This is a genomic window from Ruegeria arenilitoris (assembly GCF_013035425.1).
Taxonomy (GTDB): domain Bacteria; phylum Pseudomonadota; class Alphaproteobacteria; order Rhodobacterales; family Rhodobacteraceae; genus Ruegeria; species Ruegeria arenilitoris_A.
On sequence record NZ_WQHX01000001.1, the window covers coordinates 966,986 to 989,862 of the forward strand.

The 22,877-nt window shown below is 53.4% G+C and carries 28 protein-coding genes; 14 read left to right on the forward strand and 14 right to left on the reverse strand.

All coding sequences use genetic code 11. The annotated features are described in order from the left end of the window. Positions 1–33 precede the first annotated feature (33 nt). Both GOV45_RS04690 and GOV45_RS04695 read left to right on the forward strand, forming a co-directional pair. Positions 34–168, forward strand: coding sequence for an aa3-type cytochrome c oxidase subunit IV (locus tag GOV45_RS04690; RefSeq protein ID WP_170474840.1), 135 nt, complete (start codon positions 34–36; stop codon positions 166–168). Between the two features lie 19 nt (positions 169–187). Continuing rightward, positions 188–820 (forward strand): hypothetical protein, encoded by a 633-nt coding sequence (locus tag GOV45_RS04695; RefSeq protein ID WP_170474843.1) that lies wholly within the window; start codon positions 188–190, stop codon positions 818–820. Here the strand turns inward: GOV45_RS04695 and GOV45_RS04700 are convergent. After that, entirely contained in the window at positions 809–1,141 is a 333-nt protein-coding gene (locus GOV45_RS04700) for an AzlD domain-containing protein (protein ID WP_170474846.1), read from the reverse strand. The two genes, GOV45_RS04695 and GOV45_RS04700, sit on opposite strands and share 12 nt — an antisense overlap. Next, positions 1,138–1,854, reverse strand: a complete 717-nt coding sequence (locus GOV45_RS04705; protein WP_170474849.1) for an AzlC family ABC transporter permease — start codon at positions 1,852–1,854, stop codon at positions 1,138–1,140. Before GOV45_RS04705 ends, GOV45_RS04700 begins: the two co-directional genes overlap by 4 nt. Between GOV45_RS04705 and fdhD the strand changes: the two genes are divergently transcribed. The 5 genes from fdhD to GOV45_RS04730 all read left to right on the forward strand — a co-directional run bounded on the left by fdhD (position 1,853) and on the right by GOV45_RS04730 (position 6,368). Next, entirely contained in the window at positions 1,853–2,794 is a 942-nt protein-coding gene (fdhD, locus tag GOV45_RS04710) for a formate dehydrogenase accessory sulfurtransferase FdhD (RefSeq protein WP_170474852.1), read from the forward strand. The genes GOV45_RS04705 and fdhD overlap by 2 nt on opposite strands. A 111-nt stretch (positions 2,795–2,905) precedes the next feature. Then, complete coding sequence (locus tag GOV45_RS04715) at positions 2,906–3,859, forward strand: AEC family transporter (protein WP_170474855.1); 954 nt, start codon at positions 2,906–2,908, stop codon at positions 3,857–3,859. 47 nt (positions 3,860–3,906) lie between these two features. Beyond that, entirely contained in the window at positions 3,907–4,563 is a 657-nt protein-coding gene (gene mobA, locus GOV45_RS04720; RefSeq protein ID WP_302478437.1) for a molybdenum cofactor guanylyltransferase MobA, read from the forward strand. Continuing rightward, entirely contained in the window at positions 4,560–5,078 is a 519-nt protein-coding gene (gene mobB, locus GOV45_RS04725; protein WP_170474858.1) for a molybdopterin-guanine dinucleotide biosynthesis protein B, read from the forward strand. The genes mobA and mobB overlap by 4 nt, the downstream gene beginning before the upstream one ends. Before the next feature lie 12 nt (positions 5,079–5,090). Continuing rightward, on the forward strand, positions 5,091–6,368 hold the full coding sequence (locus GOV45_RS04730) for a molybdopterin-binding protein (RefSeq protein WP_174823573.1): 1,278 nt from the start codon (positions 5,091–5,093) through the stop codon (positions 6,366–6,368). 10 nt (positions 6,369–6,378) lie between these two features. Here GOV45_RS04730 and GOV45_RS04735 read toward each other — a convergent pair whose 3' ends face one another. The 3 genes from GOV45_RS04735 to GOV45_RS04745 form a co-directional block, all read right to left on the reverse strand. Further along, positions 6,379–7,374 carry a hypothetical protein gene (locus tag GOV45_RS04735; protein ID WP_170474860.1) on the reverse strand — a complete coding sequence of 332 codons (996 nt, stop codon included), beginning with the start codon at positions 7,372–7,374 and terminating at the stop codon, positions 6,379–6,381. 14 nt (positions 7,375–7,388) lie between these two features. Then, positions 7,389–7,859, reverse strand: a complete 471-nt coding sequence (greA, locus tag GOV45_RS04740) for a transcription elongation factor GreA (protein WP_170474863.1) — start codon at positions 7,857–7,859, stop codon at positions 7,389–7,391. A 237-nt stretch (positions 7,860–8,096) separates the two neighbouring features. Next, the gene (locus GOV45_RS04745; RefSeq protein WP_170474866.1) at positions 8,097–8,474 is read right to left on the reverse strand and encodes a VOC family protein; all 378 of its coding nucleotides are present in this window, start codon (positions 8,472–8,474) and stop codon (positions 8,097–8,099) included. A gap of 89 nt (positions 8,475–8,563) precedes the next feature. Here GOV45_RS04745 and soxR point away from each other — a divergent pair, with 89 nt between their 5' ends. The 4 genes from soxR to GOV45_RS04765 all read left to right on the forward strand — a co-directional run bounded on the left by soxR (position 8,564) and on the right by GOV45_RS04765 (position 13,421). Continuing rightward, entirely contained in the window at positions 8,564–9,019 is a 456-nt protein-coding gene (gene soxR, locus GOV45_RS04750) for a redox-sensitive transcriptional activator SoxR (protein ID WP_170474869.1), read from the forward strand. A gap of 136 nt (positions 9,020–9,155) precedes the next feature. Beyond that, entirely contained in the window at positions 9,156–10,802 is a 1,647-nt protein-coding gene (locus tag GOV45_RS04755; RefSeq protein ID WP_170474873.1) for an electron transfer flavoprotein-ubiquinone oxidoreductase, read from the forward strand. A 113-nt stretch (positions 10,803–10,915) separates the two neighbouring features. Next, entirely contained in the window at positions 10,916–12,619 is a 1,704-nt protein-coding gene (locus GOV45_RS04760; RefSeq protein ID WP_174823597.1) for a tetratricopeptide repeat protein, read from the forward strand. Next, on the forward strand, positions 12,609–13,421 hold the full coding sequence (locus tag GOV45_RS04765) for a 4-(cytidine 5'-diphospho)-2-C-methyl-D-erythritol kinase (RefSeq protein ID WP_170474876.1): 813 nt from the start codon (positions 12,609–12,611) through the stop codon (positions 13,419–13,421). The genes GOV45_RS04760 and GOV45_RS04765 overlap by 11 nt, the downstream gene beginning before the upstream one ends. Here GOV45_RS04765 and GOV45_RS04770 read toward each other — a convergent pair. Continuing rightward, the gene (locus GOV45_RS04770) at positions 13,414–14,412 is read right to left on the reverse strand and encodes a polyprenyl synthetase family protein (RefSeq protein ID WP_170474879.1); all 999 of its coding nucleotides are present in this window, start codon (positions 14,410–14,412) and stop codon (positions 13,414–13,416) included. The genes GOV45_RS04765 and GOV45_RS04770 overlap by 8 nt on opposite strands. A 56-nt stretch (positions 14,413–14,468) precedes the next feature. Between GOV45_RS04770 and GOV45_RS04775 the strand changes: the two genes are divergently transcribed. The 3 genes from GOV45_RS04775 (at position 14,469) to GOV45_RS04785 (ending at position 15,739) form a co-directional block, all read left to right on the forward strand. Continuing rightward, complete coding sequence (locus GOV45_RS04775; RefSeq protein WP_170474882.1) at positions 14,469–14,684, forward strand: putative signal transducing protein; 216 nt, start codon at positions 14,469–14,471, stop codon at positions 14,682–14,684. Beyond that, positions 14,681–15,454 (forward strand): tRNA1(Val) (adenine(37)-N6)-methyltransferase, encoded by a 774-nt coding sequence (locus GOV45_RS04780; protein WP_170474885.1) that lies wholly within the window; start codon positions 14,681–14,683, stop codon positions 15,452–15,454. Before GOV45_RS04775 ends, GOV45_RS04780 begins: the two co-directional genes overlap by 4 nt. Positions 15,455–15,574: 120 nt before the next feature. Next, on the forward strand, positions 15,575–15,739 hold the full coding sequence (locus GOV45_RS04785; protein WP_082029696.1) for a YdcH family protein: 165 nt from the start codon (positions 15,575–15,577) through the stop codon (positions 15,737–15,739). Here GOV45_RS04785 and yddG read toward each other — a convergent pair. The 8 genes from yddG to GOV45_RS04825 form a co-directional block, all read right to left on the reverse strand. Further along, the gene (yddG, locus tag GOV45_RS04790) at positions 15,736–16,602 is read right to left on the reverse strand and encodes an aromatic amino acid exporter YddG (RefSeq protein WP_170474888.1); all 867 of its coding nucleotides are present in this window, start codon (positions 16,600–16,602) and stop codon (positions 15,736–15,738) included. The two genes, GOV45_RS04785 and yddG, sit on opposite strands and share 4 nt — an antisense overlap. Further along, positions 16,599–17,546, reverse strand: a complete 948-nt coding sequence (locus GOV45_RS04795) for a transcriptional regulator GcvA (RefSeq protein ID WP_170474891.1) — start codon at positions 17,544–17,546, stop codon at positions 16,599–16,601. Before GOV45_RS04795 ends, yddG begins: the two co-directional genes overlap by 4 nt. A gap of 301 nt (positions 17,547–17,847) precedes the next feature. Continuing rightward, positions 17,848–18,570 (reverse strand): acetoacetyl-CoA reductase, encoded by a 723-nt coding sequence (gene phbB / locus GOV45_RS04800; RefSeq protein WP_170474893.1) that lies wholly within the window; start codon positions 18,568–18,570, stop codon positions 17,848–17,850. Between the two features lie 187 nt (positions 18,571–18,757). After that, positions 18,758–19,933 (reverse strand): acetyl-CoA C-acetyltransferase, encoded by a 1,176-nt coding sequence (locus GOV45_RS04805; protein WP_170474896.1) that lies wholly within the window; start codon positions 19,931–19,933, stop codon positions 18,758–18,760. A 193-nt stretch (positions 19,934–20,126) separates the two neighbouring features. Next, a complete protein-coding gene (locus tag GOV45_RS04810; RefSeq protein ID WP_170474899.1) occupies positions 20,127–20,960 on the reverse strand; it encodes an EAL domain-containing protein in 834 nt (277 codons plus the stop codon). Between the two features lie 114 nt (positions 20,961–21,074). After that, positions 21,075–21,266, reverse strand: coding sequence for a hypothetical protein (locus GOV45_RS04815; RefSeq protein WP_170474902.1), 192 nt, complete (start codon positions 21,264–21,266; stop codon positions 21,075–21,077). Between the two features lie 86 nt (positions 21,267–21,352). Beyond that, positions 21,353–22,324: a sterol desaturase family protein gene (locus GOV45_RS04820; protein WP_170474904.1), complete on the reverse strand. Its 972-nt coding sequence runs from the start codon at positions 22,322–22,324 to the stop codon at positions 21,353–21,355. Then, the gene (locus tag GOV45_RS04825; RefSeq protein WP_170474906.1) at positions 22,321–22,707 is read right to left on the reverse strand and encodes a hypothetical protein; all 387 of its coding nucleotides are present in this window, start codon (positions 22,705–22,707) and stop codon (positions 22,321–22,323) included. The genes GOV45_RS04820 and GOV45_RS04825 overlap by 4 nt, the downstream gene beginning before the upstream one ends. Positions 22,708–22,877 lie beyond the last annotated feature (170 nt).

Consider the following 22,877-nt stretch of genomic DNA (forward strand, 5'->3'; position numbering starts at 1 on the left):
ATTTTAAACATACGAATTGGGAATCTTGGAATCATGGCTGAATATAAGCACGGCGAAATGGACATCACCGTTCAAACCAAAACCTTTGAAGGTTTTATAAAGTTCACCGTCTGGTGCGTGGTGGTCATCGCCTTCCTATGCCTGTTCCTGGCGGTCTTTGCGTCTTAATTTGACGTTGGGGGCGGCAGTGTTCAGGTTGTTGATTGCGTGCCTTTTGGCAGCGACTGTTTCGGGCTGCGCTGGATCGCAGCGGCCACAGGCCGATCAGTCTGAGATAGCCGCCCGATCCTATCGCGATCCGGGGCCATCGACACTTACACTGTATACGATGATCAATACCCGGACAGGTTCCGGAGCGCATACGTCTTTAATGATCAGCGGCAGCGAGCGGGTAATCTTTGACCCTGCAGGCTCTTTCAGGGCGGATGTCGTTCCGATAAGGAACGACGTGCTTTATGGGATAACTCCTAATGTGGAACGCGCGTATCGCAGTTCTCATGCACGCGAATCCCACTATGCCCGCATCCAAACCATCGAAGTGACACCGCAGCAGGCAGAGGTTGCGTTGCAACTGGCCAAACAGATGGGACCCGTAGCCGGAGCATTTTGTACGAACTCGACGTCTCAGCTATTGCAGCAGGTACCGGGTTTTGGACAGATAAACACAACATTCTATCCGGTTAACCTGTCCGAACAATTTGCTGATTTGCCAGGCGTGCAAACGGCTGAGTATCGGGAAAACGATGATTCCGATCTTCAAACAGGTCTGGCCTTCAACAATGCGCGCCTTAACCAATTGGAAGCGGTTTCAACCCAGTAGGTAGAGCAATCCGTAAAGCGTTGCTGCCCCTGTGAACATCGCTGAAATCACGTTCTTTGTGTACAATCCGACAGTCAGCGTAACAGCAGCAGCGGTCATGCGCGCGGCGTCCGGTTGACCAGCGGTTGCTGTTGGCCAGGCAACAGCCGGTGCGATCAGCGCTGGTATGATTGCCACTGCCGTATAACGCAAATGACGCAGCAACCAAGGTGGCATTGAACGGTCCCCGACAAGACCTATGAACGTGAACCTTAAGGCATAGCTGCCAATGGCCAGCCCGACGATAATTGTCCAGATTGTAACCGGGTCGACTTGGGTCATGCTTTCGCACTTTTGCGTGTTGCAATTAATTCAGCCTGTGCGCCGGCTATCATTCCTGCGCAGCCAGCAATCAGCAGGCCAAGATTGTAAGGTACCCCCGCCGACAACAAGGATGCGATTATTGCCACCAACGCTGCAACTACGTGGGGTAGGGTTCGCATCATCGGACCGATCATGGCCAGAAAAGCGATGGGCAGCGCAAAATCCAACGCCCAGCTTTCAGGAATTCGCGTTCCCAGTACAGCACCCAAATAAGTAGCGACAATCCAAACGGGCGTGACCGGTGTGGCAGAACCAAAGAAATAAGCAATGCGCTGTGCGATCGTCATTGCTGGTTCTTTCTCGAACTGGACAATGGAACAGGCATAGGACTGATCAACCAAAAGATACGCAGCTGCGGCTCGTTGCCACAAAGGAGCTGCACCCAGATAGGGCGTTAGTGAAGCTGAGTACATTGCCATCCGTAAGTTAACAGCTAGGGCTGATACCAGAATAATCGCTGTCGGTGTCTGATCCTGCAGCAGTTGCAGCGCGGTGAATTGTGCAGCACCTGCAAACACCGTCGAGGTAAGGGCCATTGTCTGAACAATGTTCAACCCTGCCTCGGTCGCGAATACGCCAAACAAGGTGCCGAAGGGAAAAGCAACAAAGACGAAAGGCGCCCCGTCTCGAAAACCCCTCCAATAAAATGAGTTGGATGTGGTGCTTGCCATGGCTAAATCCTATGGTGTTGGTCGAGGTACTAGCGATCTTAGGAAAGGGTTGCAATTGGTCACGGAACTGGATTTGTCGGAATATGTTATCGCGCCAGACCCCGGTGCCCCACGCCTGACCCGCGCGGTCGATGGCGTAGACCAGAATGGTGAAGCAAGCCAGATATCGGTGGTTGAAGAGCGCCCATTGACGATATTCCTGAATTCTCAGGAAATCGTTACCGCGATGACCATTGGCGACTATCCCGAATACCTTGCGCTGGGTTTCCTGCGCAACCAAGGAATGTTGTTACATGATGATGAAATCACTGGTGTCGAATTCGACGATGATCTGGAAACTGTAGTTGTTCGCACCGCGCGACAAACTTCTTATGAGGAGAAGTTGAGGAAAAAAACGCGCACAAGCGGCTGCGCTGTCGGCACCGTCTTTGGTGACATGATGGAGGGATTGGAGGGCGTGCGCCTTCCACAAGTTCAAGTCCGCACTTCTTGGCTGTACGATTTGGCCTCCAAAATCAACAGAACACCGTCTCTGTATCTTGAGGCCGGGGCGATTCACGGGACCGTCCTGTGTCGTCAAAACCGGCCGTTGGTCTACATGGAGGATGTCGGACGCCACAATGCAGTTGATAAGATCGCGGGTTGGATGTTGTCCGAAGGCGAAGAGGCATCAGACAAGATCCTTTATACAACGGGGCGGCTGACCTCGGAAATGGTGATTAAGACGGCTATGATGGGCATCCCGGTCTTGGCATCACGGTCCGGATTTACCGCCTGGGGTGTTGAGATCGCACGCGAGGTAGGGCTGACTTTGATCGGGCGCATGCGTGGTCAAAGATTTGTGTGCCTTTCTGGTGATGATCGGCTTGTTCGGGATGCAGATCCGGCAACCGTTCCGGTCGAAGAAAAAAAGCACAAAAGAAAAAGCTCTCAAGCCTGAATTGCCTGCGCATTCAACTGGATCAGAGAAAATACTGCGAATTCCGAAGGATGTGCCTTAACATGGCATAAGAGGATGCAGGGAATTTGATGCCCGTTACCTGAGAGAGCCATGGAATTAATCAACCTTATTGCGCCGGTATTTGCCGTAATCGTGACAGGCTATGCGTTTTCCTGGACAAAGCTTCTGAGTGAAGAGACATCTGACGCGTTGGTTCAATTCGCGGTTTACGTTCTTATACCCGCAATCATGTTCTACCTGATTGGGCAAGAGGAATTCGCAAACCTCCTGAATTATGGTTTCTATATTTCCTACGGTGGCACATTGCTGGTTGTGTTCGTGCTGCTGTTTTTCTGCCTAAAAGTTGCGCTGAACTTTCAAGTCGCTTCGGCCACTGTTGCGGCCTTTGCAGGGGTTGCTTCTAACACTGCGCTGGTTGCGTTGCCCGTTCTTCACGCGATCTTTGGATCCAAAGGCGCATTACCTGCTGTACTCGCCAACCTTGTTGTCGCTATTTTGCTGTTGATCATGACTGCGGTTCTTGAAACCACAGCTGGGCATAAGGCAAGTACCAAAACCCCAATACACAAGATTCTGCTGAATGTTTTGAAGAACCCGATAATAGCTGCGACTTTGTTGGGCGTAGCTTACTCTTTCACAGGTATTGGGTTTTCTGACGCTGTTTCGGATTACCTCGAATTGCTCAGTCAGGCTTTGGCGGCTGTCGCTCTTTTTGCGATTGGATTCACGACCAGCGTAAGAACGATCGTCCAAACGGGGCCTCTGATTCTCTTTTTGACGGTCGTAAAACTGATCGTTGCCCCGGGTTTTGTTTTGTTAGCTGCTCATTTGATCGGGCTTGATCCGCTCTGGACCATTGCTGCAACTGTCTCTGCTGCGGTTCCTACAGCAAAAAACATCTTCCTTCTTGCCAAGCACTATGATCAGGAACCTAAGCTTGCGGCCCATATCGTGTCCGCGACTTCGTTCTTGTCAGTTGGTACGTTGATCATGTGGCTGTTTGTTCTGCACCATCTTTATCCAAACGCGTTCCAATTGAATTGAGTTCGATCTACAAATCAGCGGATGACGGAACATTTAGGTAGAAGCGATTGAGTAAAGGAACGAGATACCCTCTCGGCGTCATCCTTGCTGGTGGCCTTGCCACCCGAATGGGCGGAGGTGACAAGGGCTTGCTGAAAATTGGTGGGCAAACACTGCTGAGCCGTGTGGTTGCCCGCTTAGGCCCTCAGGTGAAAGGTATGGCTCTGAATGCAAATGGTGATCCGGGTCGTTTTGCCGATTTGAATTTACCCGTTCTGCAGGATTCGATCGACGGTTTTGCAGGGCCGTTAGCTGGGGTATTGGCTGGGCTTGATTGGGCGGCAGAACAAGGCGCGGACTGTATAGTAAGCGTGGCTGCCGATACCCCTTTTTTCCCACTTGATCTGGCCGACCGCTTGATTCGGGAATCCGAAGGGCAGGGCCATCCATTGGTCTTGGCGACTACTCCTCGACTCGGTGATGAGTTGTTAAAATCCGGAGGCGGTAAGAGGCTGGATCGACACCCGACTTTCGGACTCTGGCCGGTTGCTCTCCGCGACGATTTGCGGAAAGCTCTGAACAATGGCCTACGCAAAGTTGTTTTGTGGACTGACAAGCATGAAGGTCGCGAGGCGCTTTTCCCGGTTGGTCAAGTCGACCCATTCTTTAACGTAAACACGCCCGAAGACCTTATTCAGGCAGAAAAAATGCTGGAACAGACATGAAGGTTTACGGTGTCACCGGCTGGAAGAATGCTGGCAAAACTGGGTTGATGGAACGACTGGTCTCAGAGATTACTGTCCGCGGTTTCACGGTTTCGACAATAAAACACGCTCATCACTCCTTTGACGTAGACCAACCGGGCCGCGACAGTTATCGCCATCGGGTGGCTGGTGCATCTGAGGTGCTATTAGCCTCGGGACAACGTGTGGCGCTAATGCAGGAATTGCGCGGTGAGCCCGAGCCGCAACTGCACGATCTTCTGGCTCGGCTCTCGCCAGTCGATCTGGTTTTGATCGAGGGGTACAAACAGGAAAACCATCCTAAGATCGAAGCGTTCAGGGCTGTAGCCGGAACTCAGTTGATAGCGCCGGAAAACAAAACTGTCCGAGCTGTGGCCAGCGACACAGCATTGCATCTTGATGTGCCTGTCTTTGACCTGAATGATACGCAGGCTATCGCAGACTTTATCCTGAACGAAGTTGCACTTGCTCCTCTTTCGGACCAACACAGCAATTGAAGGACGCTGGAATTGATTAAACAACCCGCACCACCGGATATTGCCCCACCTCCGCTGCGCAATGACTGTTTTGCGCTTCCGGCGGGTGTGAACTGGACTCCAGTGAACGAAGCACTTGCCTTGCTGCGCGAAAGATTGCGGCCCGTCAAAGCAGCGATCTCAATGCGGTCAGTTCGGGCTTTTGGTGACATCTTGGCCACAGATGTAGTCGCGGCCCGTTCGAATCCACCGCAACCAAATTCAGCGGTGGACGGCTATGGGTTTGCTGGTGCGATCCCTGAAGGTGCACATGTGTTTCCTTTGGCGGAAGGGAGAGCGGCGGCGGGGGTACCGTTCAATGGAACAGTACCGGCAGGGCAAGCCATACGTGTTCTGACCGGCGCTGCGTTGCCCGCTGGTGTAAACACCGTCATTTTGGAAGAAGACGTAAACGTTCGGGACGGGCACATAGCTTTTCATGGGCCGTTGAAGCTGAGGGCCAACACGCGTCAAGCCGGCGAAGACGTCAAAGCGGGAGATCTGGTCTTGCCTGCCGGTCGGAGATTGACATCGGCAGATATTGGGTTGCTGGCAGCGGTCGGGGTAGCTGAAGTTAACGTCTACGCACCGTTACGCGTGGCGGTAATGTCGACAGGGGATGAACTGGTCAGCCCGGGTGAGCCCGCAGGTCTGGGGCAGATTTTTGATGCGAACCGGCCGATGCTTTTATCGCTGGTAGAGCAAATGGGTTTCGAACCGGTTGATCTGGGCAGGGTTGGTGATGATCCAGATGTATTGCGTGCGCGCTTGGACAAAGCGGCAGAGCAGGCGGACGTGATTTTGACCAGCGGCGGTGCGTCGGCAGGTGACGAAGATCACGTATCAGGATTGTTACGTCAGGCAGGTGCGATGCAGCAATGGCGGATCGCGTTGAAGCCGGGTCGGCCGCTTGCGCTGGGTATGTGGAATGGAGCTCCGGTTTTTGGTTTGCCTGGCAACCCTGTGGCTGCATTGGTTTGCACCCTAATATTTGCCCGTCCAGCCCTAAGTTTGATGGCGGGTGCAGGTTGGCAGATGCCGCTGGGGTTTGACTTGCCTGCAGCTTTTGAGAAACGCAAGAAACCGGGACGCCGTGAATATCTGCGCGCCCGTGTTCGTGATGGACGGGTTGAAGCGTTCCATTCCGAAGGGTCCGGTCGTATCAGCGGCCTAAGCTGGTCCGAGGGGCTGGTTGAAATTGAAGATGGTGCCCGCCATATCGCCCCCGGTGATCCGGTCAGGTTTATTCCGTACAGCAGTTTCAATCTGTAACTTGGGCAACTTAGTCGAACGTTCCAGCGACACGCCCAAGCAACATGAAAGCGCGCGCTGTCCGGGTTTCGCCCAGAGCGCTTAGATCAGCATCGCTGGCCTCTGGCTCAAAGTCTGAAATCATTCGGTCGAACCTTCGCAAAAAGTGGTGTGCAGCATCCCGGAAAATGGGATCTTGCTTCATTCTCGCTGCAGTCAGGGCCAACGATGAACGGTCGCGGATTCCCCCAAGCGCCGCCACCGACCTACCGCGGGCCCCTTGTGCGAATTGCCGCCAAACCTCTGGGCGCGCCATATCGGGGCGCAGGTCATCCATGTAAATCCCTTCTTGACTGAGTAGGGTAAGAATATCCTGCGATGCCTGCACTAAAAGTGAGGCTTTGCGATCCTTCAGCGCCATCCGCAAGGCGTCGAAACCTTGGGCATCGTCCTGGGTTTCAGGAAAATTCAATGCTCGGATAAAGACCTCGGTTGTCAGAGGCGGCGCGATTTCTTCCGCTGGTGTACCCAACTCCAGCATGGTCTGATTATCCGGCTGGGTTTTAGGTGCATTGACCCGGGTCGGTTCATGGCGGCCAGAGGAAAAAGTAGCTACTGCAGTTTCAGTTTTCTTGGCTGTCTCCGCGATTTCGTCCAGCTTCTTTCCAACTGCCGGTTCGTAAGTGCTGGCTGCCCGTTGTTGCTGTGTGACATAGGCGTGGCGGATCGCGTCTATTGCGGTTTGAAGCCGTTCACTTTCCTCACGCATGACCCGGCTGGCACGCATCGCTGTCGCCGCCACCCAAATCATTGCCACGGGCAGAAATACGGCCAGAAAGGTGACTATGAACCCGCCACCCTGCGGAGTTCCCGGCAATACCAGGAACACCACCGACACAACCAACCAGATCACGCTCAAAATAAGAGCGATTATTTCCACTTCGGTCACAACAGCTCTACTCGGGCGATCGTATATGCCCAGCGAGGTTGGCGCTTCAATGTCTTTTTCTTGACTGGGTTCCGACATTACAACGGCTCCGGTCAGGCGTATTCGACACTCAGAATTTCATAGGAACGCACTCCTCCCGGGGTGCTTACCTCGACACTGTCGCCCTCGTCTTTGCCGATTAAAGCGCGGGCTAGGGGCGACTTAATGTTTAGCAAACCGCTTTCTATATTGGCCTCATACTCTCCTACAATCTGCCAGGTTTTTTCTTCGTCAGTGTCCTCATCCACCAAGGATACCTTCGCGCCGAATTTAACCGCCCCTGTCAATTTAGTCGGATCAATCACATCAGCCAATGACAGGATACCCTCCAGCTCTTTGATGCGGCCCTCGATGAAACCTTGTTTTTCTCGGGCTGAATGGTACTCGGCATTTTCTTTTAGGTCGCCAAGTTCCCTAGCAGAGGCAATGGCTTCGATGATCGCCGGGCGCTCGACGGATTTCAGGTTCTTTAGCTCGGCCTCAAGCGCTGAAAAGCCCGCAGGCGTCATTGGAATCTTTTCCATTTTCTCTTTGTCCACACATAAATTGTGACGCCCCGCCGCATGGGATAAGCGTCGGGGCGATAGGATGGGTTATCAGATACCTGACCTAAATGAGGCGTGAATTGCAAGAGGTCACAGAAACCAAGCGCTCAATTCGCGGCTTGACGCCGTTCTTGCTGGCTAGGGTGGCGTCTATGCCGATAATCATGATACTTACTGCTTCGCCACTTGTCAGAAGGTGTGCACAACCAAAGCATTTCAATCATATTGAATAACTTCAAATTCGATTCCGTCGTCATCGTCAAAGTAGAATCGTTTGCCCGGCTCGTAATCTGCATGGTTGCGTGGTTCAAACCCGGCTTTTCGAACTTTGGCTTCCATGGCATCAATGTCCTCGACCAGAACGCCAACGTGATTAAGGCCACCAACGATGTCATAGCTGCTTTCGCCTGTTGTTTTTGGATTATTCGGAGCGTAAAGAGCCAGATAAGTGTGTTGGCTTCCAACATGGACGGTGTAGCCGCCCGCAATGGCAGGTCCTTCCCAGCGAACTTTCCAGTCAAATACATCCTTCATCCACGCGGCGGTGGCCTGTGGGTCACGGACAGTGAAATTTGTGTGTTCAAGCGTCGCCATTTTGCGATCTCCTCTTTTGTCTTGATGCTTGGCACGACTCAATCTAATTTCTAAACCTAACTTTAGGTCAAGGAATTTTATGAACCTCGATGACTGTACATGAGGGGCTGGCGATTGGCGCTTTGGCCCGGCGCACAGGATTGGCGGTTTCGGCCATCCGGTATTACGAAGAGCAGGGTTTGATCACCCCGTGGCGAAACGCAGGAGGGCAACGGCGCTACCAGCGCGCGGATATCAGGCGCCTAAGCTTTGTTATGATTGCGCAGCAATTTGGCCTGACGTTACCGGAGATTCGGAGCGTGCTATCGGGTTTGCCCGGAAACCGCACCCCGACGCCAAAAGACTGGAGAGTAATCAGCAAAGACTTACGCGCATATCTGGATCAGCGAATCGACACGTTGATACGATTGCGAGACAACTTAGACGGTTGCATTGGTTGCGGTTGCCTGAGTTTGCCAAAATGCGCCCTTTACAACCCTGACGACCGCGCAAACACTTCCGGTAGCGGTCCCCGATACCTGATGGGCGACAAGCCAGAGGGCTGAACTGCCGCATTGCAGCACTGTTACGCCGTGTTTCGATTGACCCGGGTCTTTCTTCCCATGTAATCAGCCGAGAAACAAAATTGCGCAGACCATGCAATGTGAGCGCCAGTTCGGAAAGTTAGCTAGGGAGCCCGCGATGGCCGAAATTGAACGCGAAGCGATGGAATATGACGTTGTGATTGTAGGTGCGGGTCCCGCAGGCCTGTCTGCGGCCATCCGTCTTAAGCAGCTCGACGCCGACCTGAACGTGGTGGTTCTGGAAAAGGGCTCGGAAGTCGGCGCGCACATTCTGTCTGGCGCAGTGCTCGATCCATGCGGTCTGGACGCTCTCATACCAGACTGGAAGGAAAAAGGCGCCCCGTTGAAGACGCCGGTGACCGAAGACAATTTTTACATGCTGGGCGAAGCCGGTCAGTTGCGAATTCCCAACTTCCCGATGCCTCCGCTGATGAATAACCATGGGAATTACATCGTCTCAATGGGCAATGTTTGCCGATGGATGGCTGAGCAAGCAGAAGAGCTAGGGGTTGAAGTTTTCCCCGGCATGGCCTGTTCCGAATTGGTTTATGGCGGCAACGGCGAAGTCAAGGGAGTTGTGGCTGGCGTGTTTGGGCTGGAACCTGATGGTTCATACGGTCCAAATACCGAGCCTGGTATGGAGCTGCACGGCAAATACGTATTCCTATCAGAAGGTGTGCGCGGCTCGCTTTCCAAAGAAGTTATTGCCAAATACGATCTGCAGGCCGGTAAAGAGCCGCAGAAGTACGGCGTCGGAATGAAAGAGATTTGGGAGATAGACCCGGCGAAGCACAAAGAAGGCTCGGTCACGCACACGATGGGTTGGCCACTGGGTGGAAACGCAGGCGGTGGATCGTTCATCTATCATCTTGAGAATAATCAGGTTTACGTCGGTTTCGTGGTTCATCTGAATTATAAAAACCCTCATCTGTACCCTTACATGGAGTTCCAGCGTTTCAAGCACCATCCTATGGTCGCTGATCTGCTGAAAGGCGGCAAACGTGTCGCTTACGGTGCGCGTGCGATCACCGAAGGGGGTTACCAATCCATGCCAAAACTCGTGGCACCCGGCGTCGCCTTACTTGGCTGTTCCGCGGGCATGGTCAATGTCCCGCGCATCAAAGGTAATCATAACGCGATGCTTTCGGGCAAAGCAGCTGCGGAGGCTGCCTATGATGCCCTAAAAGCTGATCGTTCAGGTGACGAGTTGACTGATTACGAAACCGAAGTAAGAAATGGCCCAATCGGCAAGGACCTGAAAAAGGTACGCAATGTCAAACCGATGTGGTCGAAATGGGGCCTTACGGCGTCGCTTGCGCTGGGCGGTCTGGACATGTGGACCAACACGCTTGGTTTTTCTCTGTTTGGCACTTTGGGACACGGAAAGAATGACGCCGAGTCAACCGAGGATGCGAGCAAGCACGCGGCCATCGACTATCCCAAGCCAGATGGCACGCTATCTTTTGATCGATTGACCAATGTTTCCTTTTCCGCGACCAATCACGAGGAAAGTCAGCCTTGTCACCTGAAGCTGGCGGACCCGGAAATCCCGGTCAAGGTCAACTTGCCCAAGTTCGACGAACCTGCACAGCGGTACTGCCCTGCAGGTGTATATGAAATGGTCGAAGATGAGAACGGACCGCGATTCGTCATAAACTTTCAGAACTGTGTCCACTGCAAGACATGTGATATCAAAGATCCCAGCCAAAATATTACGTGGACCACACCACAAGGCGGAGATGGGCCGAATTATCCCAATATGTAAGCAAAAATAGGTGTATTGGCAGGGTCTAGAGGGCTCTGCCATTGCCACATGGGTCGCCAGGCCCTAGCTTATCCGCCAAACAACGACAACAAGGCAGGATATCGGTGCTTCCATTGGTCCGTCGCGCGGTTGCAACTGCGGCATTCACCTCTTTCATTGCATCGTCGGCATTTGCTGATACGGGCTCTGGTTCATATCTGGCCGGACGTCAGGCAATATATCAAAGTGATTATGTCGCCGCTGAGAGATACTATTCTAAGGCGCTGAATTTTGATCCTGAAAACGAACAGCTTTTGGAAAGCGTTCTGCTTGCGCGCATCGCATTGGGTGATATCGAAGGCGCCAAGCCCGTTGCAGAAATAATGGATCAACTACCTGTTCCGAACCAAGCCGGACGCATGGTGATCTATGCTAACTTGATCAATCAGGACCAATTGGACGAGCTTCTTTCCCGAGACCCGGAAACCCAAGGTGTAGGACCATTGGTTGACGGGTTGATGATCGCATGGGCCCATATTGGGAAAGGTTCCGTGTCTCAGGCGATAGAGCAGTTCGATACCGTCGCTACACAGGAAGGCCTGAGAGAGTTTGCGCTTTATCACAAGGCCCTGGCGTTGGCTTCGATTGGCGACTTTGAAGGCGCCGAAGAGGTCTTTGGTACCGATAATGGTGCGGTGTCACGCATCTCGCGCCGAGCGGCGCTTGCTCGGGCCGAAATCCTGTCGCAACTGGACAGAAATCAAGACGCTCTGGAGTTTTTGGACGATGTGTTCGCTTCGGGCAATGATCCGTTTATTGACAATTACGTTGTGCGTTTAAGGGCAGGAGAAACTCTGCCCTTTACACATGTAAGGTCACCGCAAGACGGTATGGCCGAAATTTTCTTTTCGGTTGGCGCGGCGTTGAATTCAGATGCAGCAGATGACTACGTTCTGTTGTACGCCCGGATTGCCAGTTTCCTGCGTAAAGACCATATCGACGCAATTTTACTAACCGCAGAATTGCTGGAAGAGCTGCGGCAATACGATCTTGCTGTGGAAGCCTATCGCATGGTCCCGCCGGACAGTTTTGACCACCACGCCGCAGAACTGGGCCGAGCCGAAGTTCTACGCCAGTCTGGCAAAACGGATGCTGCCGTTGAAGTTCTGCAAAGTCTGGCTGTTCAGAAGCCAGACCTGCCAGGCGTACACGTGGCTTTGGCCGACTTGTTGCGACAACAAGAAGACTACGCGGCAGCTGTAACTTCCTATGATACAGCAATAAATCTGACTGAGGAAGATGCTGGCAGTAACTGGTTTTTGTATTATGCGCGCGGAATCTCGCATGAGAGGCTCAAAAACTGGGAAAATGCTGAAGCCGATTTCCGTAAGGCTTTAGAGCTGAATCCTGATCAGCCCCAAGTACTCAATTACCTTGGTTATTCGTTGGTCGAGCGGCGAGAGAAGTTGGATGAAGCGCTGGAAATGATAGAACGCGCAGTCATCGCGCGCCCAGACAGCGGCTACATCGTGGATAGCCTTGGTTGGGTTCTGTTCCGACTGGGCCGTTACGACGAGGCAGTGGATCACATGGAGCGAGCGGTCGAACTGATGCCTGTGGATCCAGTGGTCAACGATCATTTGGGCGACGTCTACTGGGCCGTTGGCCGAGCGAGAGAGGCCGAATTCCAGTGGAAGCGAGCCTTGTCTTTTATCGACCCCGAAGACACCGACGGTGAAGCAGATCCAGATCGTATTCGCCGTAAAATCGAGGTTGGTCTTGATATTGTGCTGGAAGAAGAAGGTGCAGATCCATTGAAAGTCGCAAATGATGGCTAAGGCCTTTGCGCCTGCCAAAATAAATCTGACCTTGCATATCACCGGTCAACGCGCCGACGGTTATCATCTGTTGGATTCACTCGTGGCATTTGCGGACCTTGGAGACTCACTTGAATTCTCGCCGGGCCCAAAGCTTTCTGTGAATGTAACCGGAGAATTTGCCGCCGGTGTTCCCGTGGACGAGCGCAATCTGGTTTGGCAGGCTGCTCAGGCTGCTAATTGGACTGGGAATATAAATCTGTACAAGGCTCTGCCTCATGGAGGCGGCGTCGGAGGTGGCTCTTCTGACGCTGCTGCGACTTTGCGCACGCTGGCCCCTGATTCACCGCGACATGTTGCGCTTTCACTGGGAGCGGATGTTCCTGTCTGCATGCTTGCCAGAGCAACAAGAATGCAAGGAATCGGCGATCGCACTGAGCCCATTGTCCTGCCCGACCTTCCAGCCGTGTTAGTCAACCCGGGTGTCGCCGTGAAAACCGGACCAGTGTTCAACTCTCTGACGGCAAAGAATAATCCCGAGATGCCTTTCGTCCTTCCGGAGTTTTCTTCCCCCGAAAGCTGTGCTGCTTGGCTTTCTACGCAGCGCAATGATCTTGAAACTCCGGCGCTGGCAATTGCACCGCAAATCGCAACTGTGCTGGATGCTTTACGCGCTACAACTCAATCACTTTTGGCACGGATGTCGGGTTCAGGGTCGACGTGCTTCGCACTGTATCCATCCATGAAAGCAGCGCTTTTAGCGGCGCATGAAATTGGAGCGGCCCATCCCGGTTGGTGGTGTCGCGCCGCTCGCCTTAGTTAATACGCGACACAACGTAGTCGGCTATATCCTGCAGCAACGCCTTGATTTCGTGATCCGGCAAGGGCGCTAGGGCAGTCTTGGCTTTCGTTGCCCAGGCAACGGCATCTGCCCGGGTTGCGTCCAGCGTTGCATGTTTGTTCAACAGGCAAAGCGCGTGATCCAGATCGGCATCTTCTTGACGGCCTTTTGCAATTGTCCGTTCCCAAAACGCACGCTCTTCGGGCGTTGATCTTGCGACGGCCTTGATAACGGGAAGTGTTAACTTGCGTTCCCTGAAATCATCGCCAACATTTTTACCAGTAGCTTTGCTATCACCCTGATAATCAAGAAGATCATCGGCAATCTGAAACGCTATACCCAACGCATCACCATAGTCGAACAGGGCCTGTACGTGTGGTTCCGGTGCATTTGCGATGACTCCGCCCACTTCAGTCGCGGCAGAAAATAGTGCCGCCGTTTTTCCGCGAACAACTTGCAGATACACGCTTTCGTCAGTTGCAAGATCGGTAGCGGCCGTCATTTGCAGCACCTCGCCCTCGGCGATGGTGGCAGAGGCATTGGCGAGAATGTCCAAAACGCGGAGCGAACCAGTTTCTACCATCAACTGGAAGCTGCGGGAAAACAGATAGTCGCCTACCAAAACGCTGGATTTATTGTCCCAAAGAAGGTTAGCGCTGGGCCGACCGCGCCTTTGGGAACTTTCATCGACAACATCGTCATGCAGTAGCGTGGCCGTGTGGATGAATTCCACAGTCGCGGCCAAACGCACGTCATGATCGCCGGTGTAGCCGAACAATCGAGCTGCCGCCAACGTCAACATCGGGCGTAAACGCTTGCCGCCTGCCTCAACAAGGTGAGCCGTTACCTCGGGTATCCGAGGCGCATGATCGGATGTCATACGTGTTCGAATAAGCGAATTAACCGCATCCATTTTATCGAAAAGAATTTCGGCCAGCCGCTCGTGAGGCTTTGAAATTGCGCTGACTGTCATCACACTCCCGACACAAGGCTCGACTTTCGCCCTACCTTGCCCTTACATCCATCCCCATGAAAGAACTTTTACGCAGCACTGACCCTACGATCTTAGCCTTTGCATCAGCTCTTCTTGAGGGCGAGGATATAGACTGCTTTCAGATGGACGTAAATATGAGCATCCTGGAAGGTGGAATTGGGATATTTCCACGGCGACTAATGGTGCGCGCTGATGATTTGTCCCGCGCTGAACGTGTTATGCGGGACAATGAGATTCCTTTGGGGCGATGAACCGGTTTTCCGACAGCGATCTAACCTGCAACGATTTTCTGGGCGGGCGTTTGCGTTTGTGGCAGCCACGAAAGGGATACCGCGCGGGTATCGATCCGGTTCTACTTGCAGCATCTATACCAGCGACTGTGAACCAGAGCGTCCTTGAACTTGGCTGCGGCGCAGGAGCCGCGGTATTGTGCCTCATGGCTCGCGTACCTGAGTTGCGCGCGACCGGGGTCGAACTGCAGGAAGCTTATGCTGAACTAGCGAAAAGGAATGCTGAGGACAACAAGCTTCCGTTGACCGTGGCTGCGGCCGATTTGAATGCCCTGCCTTTGGATATTCGTCAGCAGCAGTTCGATCACGTGTTGGCGAACCCGCCGTATTATCGATCCGGTGAACACAGCCCGGCGAAAGATCAAGGTCGCAGTATTGCCCTTGGCGAGCGCACAGCCTTGTCCGACTGGGTCAGTGTGGCAGTGAAAAGATTAGTGCCGCGCGGTTACCTGCACATTATACAAAAGGCGGATCGCTTGCAGGATCTGTTGTTGGCTTGCTCCGGGCAGGTCGGGTCCATTGAGGTTCTGCCGATCGCTCCACGCACTGATCGACCTGCAGAACTCGTGATTTTTCGGGCCCGCAAGGGTGGGCGCGCGGCCTTTCGCCTTTTGGCGCCTGTAGTTTTGCACGCAGGTACCAAGCACCTTAGGGATGGCGATAGCTATGCTCCGGAAATTTCCGCAATCCTGCGACAAGGCGCAGCGTTGGCCGGATTTTCGAGCATCTAGGCAAAGATCAGCGTGATTCACAAAATTTGTGACAGATTCTGTGCGCCTGCAGCGTGACAGGGTGGAAACGATGTGATCAACTTCTTACGTGATATAAGCAACCAAAGAAGGAGGATCGCCATGAGCGTGAGTGCACATCTGACGGAGCTGAAGAAGAAACACGAAAGTCTCGGTCTCCAAGTCGAAGAAGCCCAACGCTCGCCAGGTATCGATGATCTCCATATCGCCCAGCTCAAGAAACAAAAACTAAAGCTGAAGGAAGAAATTGAGCGTCTCTCCAACTAAGACCTCAAGCTGGCACGCGCAGCGATTGCCGCGCCTCCGGTAATAAGAAAAGCTGCGATCGCAAGCCCCCAAGTGGGTGTTGCGATCCCGGCTGCTACAAGTGCCAATGTAGACAGAAGCGGAGCGGCGTAGGACGCCGTGCCCAAAATTTGTATGTCACCGCGTTTGACGCCGATGTCCCAGACGTAAAAAGCCAGCCCCACCGGCCCCAGCCCCAGTGCCAGTACTGACGCCCAACCGATCGCGCTGTCAGGAACCACTGTTTCCTCCAATGCAAAGTGCAAACACCAAGAAGCAATTGCAGTTGCAACGCAAAAAACAGCGACCGAGCTTGTAGGAACATCGCCCAATCTTCGTGACAACACCGAATATCCCGACCAAGTCAACGCGCACAACAGAGCCAACGCATAACCAGGCAGGTATTGCGCTTGAAAACCTGTGCCGCCTCCACCCCCAATAATTACTGCCGCCCCCGCAAACCCAAGGCATGCGCCAAACAAATGGCCCAACCGCAGTTTTTCACCCGGGAGCAAGCCAGAGAACAAAACGATAAGCAACGGCCAGAGATATGCGATCAGTCCAGCCTCGGCCGCAGGCGCCATGCGAAGCGCGGAAAAATACAGCGCGTGATATCCGAACAATCCAACAGCGCCAAAAAGATAAGTCTTCCAGGAGATCTGAAGTAATTGCGTCAGAGCACCCGTCGCGAAAACCCAGATCAAACCCAAGCTGCCGCCAATCGAAAAACAGATCGCGTTAAGCAACAATGGGGGCGTGGGTGCCGAACCGACTGTAAACAAGGCCAACAGTGACCACAGCAGGACGGCCACAAAACCAACCGCCGTCGCGCCCATTCTTGTCATTTGATTGCAACCTTTTCCACCGGAATGATTTCGAAGTCATCTGAGATATGCGCGGTCTTTTCAATCTCTGATAGAAACCAATCCCGAAAGGCGGAAATTTGTGGCCGCGTTTCCGCACCTGGCAAACACAAGAAGCGAAACCGAGCCTGCGTTTCAATCGCCGTTTTAAACGGAGCAACCAGGCGACCTTCGGAAAGGTCTTTAATGATCATTGCACGTCGACCCAGTGCAATTCCAACGCCGGCAACTGCCGCATCAATGGCATGGTCCGCATTTGAAAAATGCGCCCCGTGCCTTGGTGTGAAATCAATACCAACCGCACGAAACCATGCAGGCCAATCACACGGTGGGTCGAGAAACCCAATAGAATCATCGTGGATGAGCGGAGCGTCCCTTAGGGATTGCGCTGTCGCAAACTTCTCAGCCAGTTCGGGCGTCATAACAGGTGTCAGCCACTCTTGCCGAACCGGAACAGAATATAGGTCTTCGTCGTCCCCGTACCCAAACCGGATCGCGATATCCACGTCGTCCCTGTGCAAGTCCATGTTGCGCAAAGTGGCGGAAAACTTCAGGTCGATTTCCGGGTAGGCGCGGGCAAAGTCATAGAGACGGGGTGCGAGCCACTTTGCGGTCAAAGCCGGACCAGCAGTGACTGTCAGGCTGGTAGTGTCTTGCAGACGCCGTGTCGCCTGCCAAGCAGTTTGCAAGGTGACAAAGCCTTCGGCTGCCCCCGGCGCCAAAGTTTTACCTGCTTCAGTCAATTCAACAGCACGGTTCATGCGTCGAAACAAAGGGTGGCCCAGATGCTCTTCCAGTGACTTAATTTGAAAGGACAACGCTGCAGGGGTTACGTGCAGCTCCTCTGCTGCTTTGGCAAAAGACATATGCCTCGCGGCTGCATCAAAGGCACGCAACGCAGTTAAAGGGGGCAGGCGGTCACTCATTCAATTTAGTTTTCCTTATCTGAACTATTCAAATTCCTCGTTTGTAATGCTTAGAAATAATGGCCATCATCTGGGTAAGTCAAATGAAACTAATCTGATAAAGAGGCTACCATGATTGAGATTGCAACCGATCTTTCAGTTCAACGCGCCTTTCAGCGCGCCCATTCCGAGCGCGGAAAATTTGTCAGGAATGTTGTTAAATGGATTCTCGGTTCCCGCTGAACGCAGCGCGCGCGTTCTTACGGGATACATTTCGGGCCGACCTAAATAGGTCGGCCCGTTTTAGTCCCAGCGCTCTGCATCAGACGAAGAACTGTGCACCGTTGGCCGAAATAGTCGATCCATTTATGAACTGTGAGTCTTCCGAAGCCAGGAACGTAACGCAACGCGCGATTTCCTCCGGCTCACCCAGACGACCAGCAGGGATTTGGCCGATAATGGCCTCGCGCACCTTCTCTGGAACGGCCATCACCATCTCAGTGGCGATGTAACCGGGACAGATTGCATTGGCTGTGATGCCTGCACGCGCGCCCTCTTGTGCCAGTGATTTGACAATACCCAGATCGCCTGCCTTCGTAGCGGCATAGTTTACTTGGGCAAACTGGCCTTTTTGACCGTTGATCGAGCTAATGACAATCACGCGGCCAAATTTGCGTTCACGCATTCCCGGCCACACAGGGTGTACAGTATTGAATACACCGGTCAGATTGGTGTCGATCACCTGATGCCACTGCTCTGGCGTCATTTTGTGGAACGGCGCATCGCGCGTTATACCAGCGTTGGCGACAACGATGTCGATCGGTCCCACTTCAGCTTCGACCTTTTCGATGCCCGCTTTGGAGTCATCATAATCGGCAACGTTCCATTTGTAGGTCTTAATTCCAGTTTCTTCGGTAAATTTCGCGGCCGCTTCGTCATTGCCTGCATAGGTGGCTGCAACATTGTATCCTTCGGCTTTTAGCGCTTTGGAAATTGCTGCGCCAATACCGCGGGAACCGCCGGTTACGAGTGCTGTACGTGCCATTCAGGATTCCTCCAAATTTAGTCATCTTGGTAATTCTGTTACTCTGAGTGAGATTATCGCGCAATATCGTTTCGTGTCTGTTTCAGTGTTTCCGCTCGGCGATTTTGTCGCATCTTCGGGGCAAGCCCCAGTTGTAACAAAAAAGGGCGCCCAACGGACGCCCTTTTTTGTTCGCTTGTCAAAGCACTTAGTCGCGCTCCACGCACAGGGCAACGCCCATGCCACCGCCGATGCACAGTGTTGCAAGACCCTTCTTGGCGTCACGGCGTTTCATTTCGAACAGAAGCGTGTTCAGAACGCGGCAGCCCGAGGCCCCGATCGGGTGACCGATGGCAATCGCGCCGCCGTTCACATTCACGATCGACGGATCCCAGCCCATGTCCTTGTTCACGGCGCAGGCCTGCGCTGCAAAGGCTTCATTGGCCTCGACCAGATCCAGATCGTCAACCGACCAGCCCGCCTTTTCAAGCGCCTTGCGCGAGGCGTAGATCGGGCCGACGCCCATGATCGACGGATCCAAGCCAGCGGTCGCGTAGGACGCAATACGGGCCAGAGGCTCGATGCCGCGTTTTTCGGCATTCTCCGACGACATCAGCAGGGTTGCCGCTGCACCGTCATTTAGGCCCGAAGCGTTTGCCGCAGTGACCGATCCGTCTTTGGTGAAGGCCGGGCGCAGTTTGGCCATCGCCTCCATGGTCGCGCCATGGCGGATGTATTCGTCCTTGTCCATCACGATGTCGCCCTTGCGGGTCTTGATGGTGAAGGGCACGATTTCATCGGCGAACTTGCCAGCGTTCTGGGCCGCTTCGGCTTTGTTCTGCGATGCGACGGCGAATTCATCCTGCATGTCGCGGCTGATCTGCCACTTTTCGGCAACGTTTTCAGCCGTTTGGCCCATGTGATAACCATTGAAGGCATCCCACAAGCCGTCGCGTATCATCGTGTCGATGTATTTCATGTCACCCATCTTGTGGCCGGCGCGAAGGGCCGCGGCATGAGGCGACAAGGTCATGTTTTCCTGTCCTCCGGCGCAGACAATATCGGCATCGCCCAGTTGGATGTGCTGGGCACCCAAAGCCACGGCTCGCAATCCCGAACCGCAAACCTGATTGATGCCCCACGCAGCGCTTTCCTGTGGCAGCCCGGCATTGATGTGCGCCTGTCGTGCGGGGTTTTGACCTTGGGCGGCTGTAAGGACCTGGCCCATGATGGTTTCGCTTACCTCGCCTTTTTCGACCCCTGCGCGGTCCACTACCGCTTCGAGGACCGCAGCGCCGAGGTCATGGGCAGGGGTGTTCGCAAACGAACCAGCAAAGCTGCCCACACCTGTGCGGGCGGCGGATGCGATTACTACGTTGGTCATATAGTCAATCCTTTACCGTCATGGTCCAGCAGGAGATCTGATTGTTCGGATGACAGGCCCTTCTTTTCAAAACAAAAGCGCCTTGTGATCCCCCGCCCTAGTGGGCTCTGGCATACCTCAATGCTGCATATGCAGCAATGGACACCTTGTCTCAGCGTCAAGTTCGGCGCAATACCGCACCTAAGGTTTCAGTCTAAACAGCCGTTTTGACCGTATTTTCTGGTGCCCACGGTGGTGTGACAGACGGCGCGCCGAACAAAAAACCCTGTAGGCAATCCACACCGTTTGCAACCAGAAATTCGGCGTCTGCTTTGCTTTCAACCGATTCGGCAGTCACAAGGATTTCGAACTCGCGTGCGACTGCAATTAATGCTCTCACCAGCGCCTGATTGTCTGGATTTTCATTTATACCACGAATGAACTGTCCGTCGATCTTAGCCGCGTCAAACAGAAACTCACGAAAGTGTCGAAAGCTGAAATTGCTGGCGCCAAAGTCCTCCAACGCAAATGCAATCCCTCGTTCTTGCTGGCGATCCATGAAGTCCATAACCAATTCGGGTACCAGCATCGCAGAGCTTTCAGAGATTTCCAGAATAAGCCTTTCGCCTAGACTGCGGTCCTTTTTGAGGGAACGGTCCAAAATGCGAGACCAGCGCGTATACCCTATCGAACGCGCGGACATGTTTATGGACAAGCGAATTCCAGGGTTTTGCCGCAGGGTTCTAAGGCCCATTTCCAGCGCAACACAATCTATGTCACGGCCAATAGGGGTGTTTTCGATTTGCGGCATGAATTCTCTGGCCGGAATGACGCGTCCGGTTTCGTCCAAAACCCGTATAAACGCTTCGTAGAAGGCTACATTGTGTGGAACCCTCGCTTGCATTACGGGCTGAAACGCAAGTTTACATTGCTTGTGTTTGACCGCATCGGTCGCCATGTTCAGCACCGATTGGTCTCGTGAAGTGACGGCAGCATTCAAAGGGCTGTCCAAACCTTCCGGCAAATCAGAGAGTTTTTTGTCCCGCATGCGTGCACCATATTTCTGTGCATATCTGGAATGGCATCCAGCACAATGTCGGGGCAAACTTATGAATTTGAAGTTAATGAAACTTACAAACTTCCTTTGTCAGGAAAAGTTTCTCTAGCGCGAAGATTGCCAAGCACGACCCATGGCGATAATCGCCCCGATCACCGAACCAAGAAAGCCCACCAGCGCCAATCCGAACCCCAAGCTCAGGATCGCTGCTGGTGTTTCCGGACTGAGGGCGGCGAGCATAGCCGTTACAAGGCCCAAAAGGCCTATCGCGGTTGCGGTTATTGTCAGGCGCATCATGAGTTCTGGTCGCTCGATATTGAAACACTTGTGCGATGTGGCGGCAATCCAGCGGATTTCAAGGTTTAATTTTTTAAATCGGCGACTTATGACCTGTCCGCAAGACCATTTTGTCGGCTTGCGCTGAACCCTTCGAATCCTGGGGTACCATGATCTTCGGGGTGCCGGGCCAGATGCTTGGCCTTGATCTGATTGGAATTATTTCGGCTTCCGTCATGACTGTATCCGGGTGGCGCAAAGCAATAAGCCAGACGCTGACGCAAGCTCAGACCAGTTTGAGTTGCGTCGCGCCAGATACTCACCCATTCGTGAAAGGCCACGCGTAGCGGGTTAAAGGTGCCGATGTTGTGTACCAACCCATAATCCACCTTGTCGCTTTCTTGTTCGGGCACAAAAGTGCCAAACAACTTATCCCAGATAATGAAAACCCCAGCATAATTGCAGTCCAGATAACGCGCGTTGCGCCCGTGATGCACACGGTGGTGACTGGGTGTGTTCATTACTGCTTCGAACCAGCGAGGCATTTTCCTGATTGCTTCTGTGTGGATCCAAAATTGATAAATCAGATTCAGACCGCCAACAAAGAGAACCATAGCAGGATGAAAACCCAGTAAAATCAATGGCGCACGCACGACCATCATGAAGGTGAACGTATAGGTCCATGTCTGCCGCAGCGCTGTCGTCAGGTTGTAATGCTGCGAACTGTGGTGGTTCACGTGACTAGCCCAGACCCAGCGGATGCGATGCCCAAATCGATGCACCCAATAGTAACGCAAGTCATCCAGCACAAAGCATATGAAAATTACGGGGACGGAAGTTCCCAGATCCAGAGGAGTAATCTGCCATAGCCACATGAAAAACGCGTAAGCGATAAAGCCCAACAGAAACCCCGATGCAATATTGCCTGCGCCCATAATCAGCGATGTCAGTGCATCTCGTGTCTCGTAACGGCCGCCTCGACCCTTGATTGCGATCCAAACAAACTCAACCAGAATGGCGGCAATAAAAAACGGGACAGCCCATTGTACTGCATCTGGGAAACTCACCTGCTCTGTCATACGGGGTCCAATAAGTGTCGCCAGTGGCGGCGCTCGGTTTCGTCAAGACGGACAATTACGCGGGGGATGCTGAAATCATGAAACAGAATCTCGAAACCTTCCGGATGTTCGAGCCAATCAAAATCAAGCAAATGCCTGGCTGCGGTGTCAGCGCCGAACGACCATAAAAGCCCGGCAACCTCTTTTGTTCGGATCAAAGCAAAATGGCCATCATGTGAAACGGTAACATCAACTACATCATCGTCGGGAAAGTGGCGAAGCCAGTCCTGCCAAGCTAAGTCATGTGTAAGAACGCGCATCCGCGAACGCCCGGTCAGGTGCAACATCAGCCCTATTCCGGAAATGCCGACAACCACCAAAACCAACAATATTTCAAGTGGCATGCTGCCCTCCCGGCGACAGAGTGCAGATGGGACGGGTTTGTGTCAAAGGTAGCGTGGCGTCAGGCTTGTTGCCGTTGGCTGGCCACTATCGTTGACCATGCCTGCCCAGAATTTTTCGAGCTATGGCGCATTGCCGTGTCGCGCGCATTCATGCCGACGCGGAATCGAGG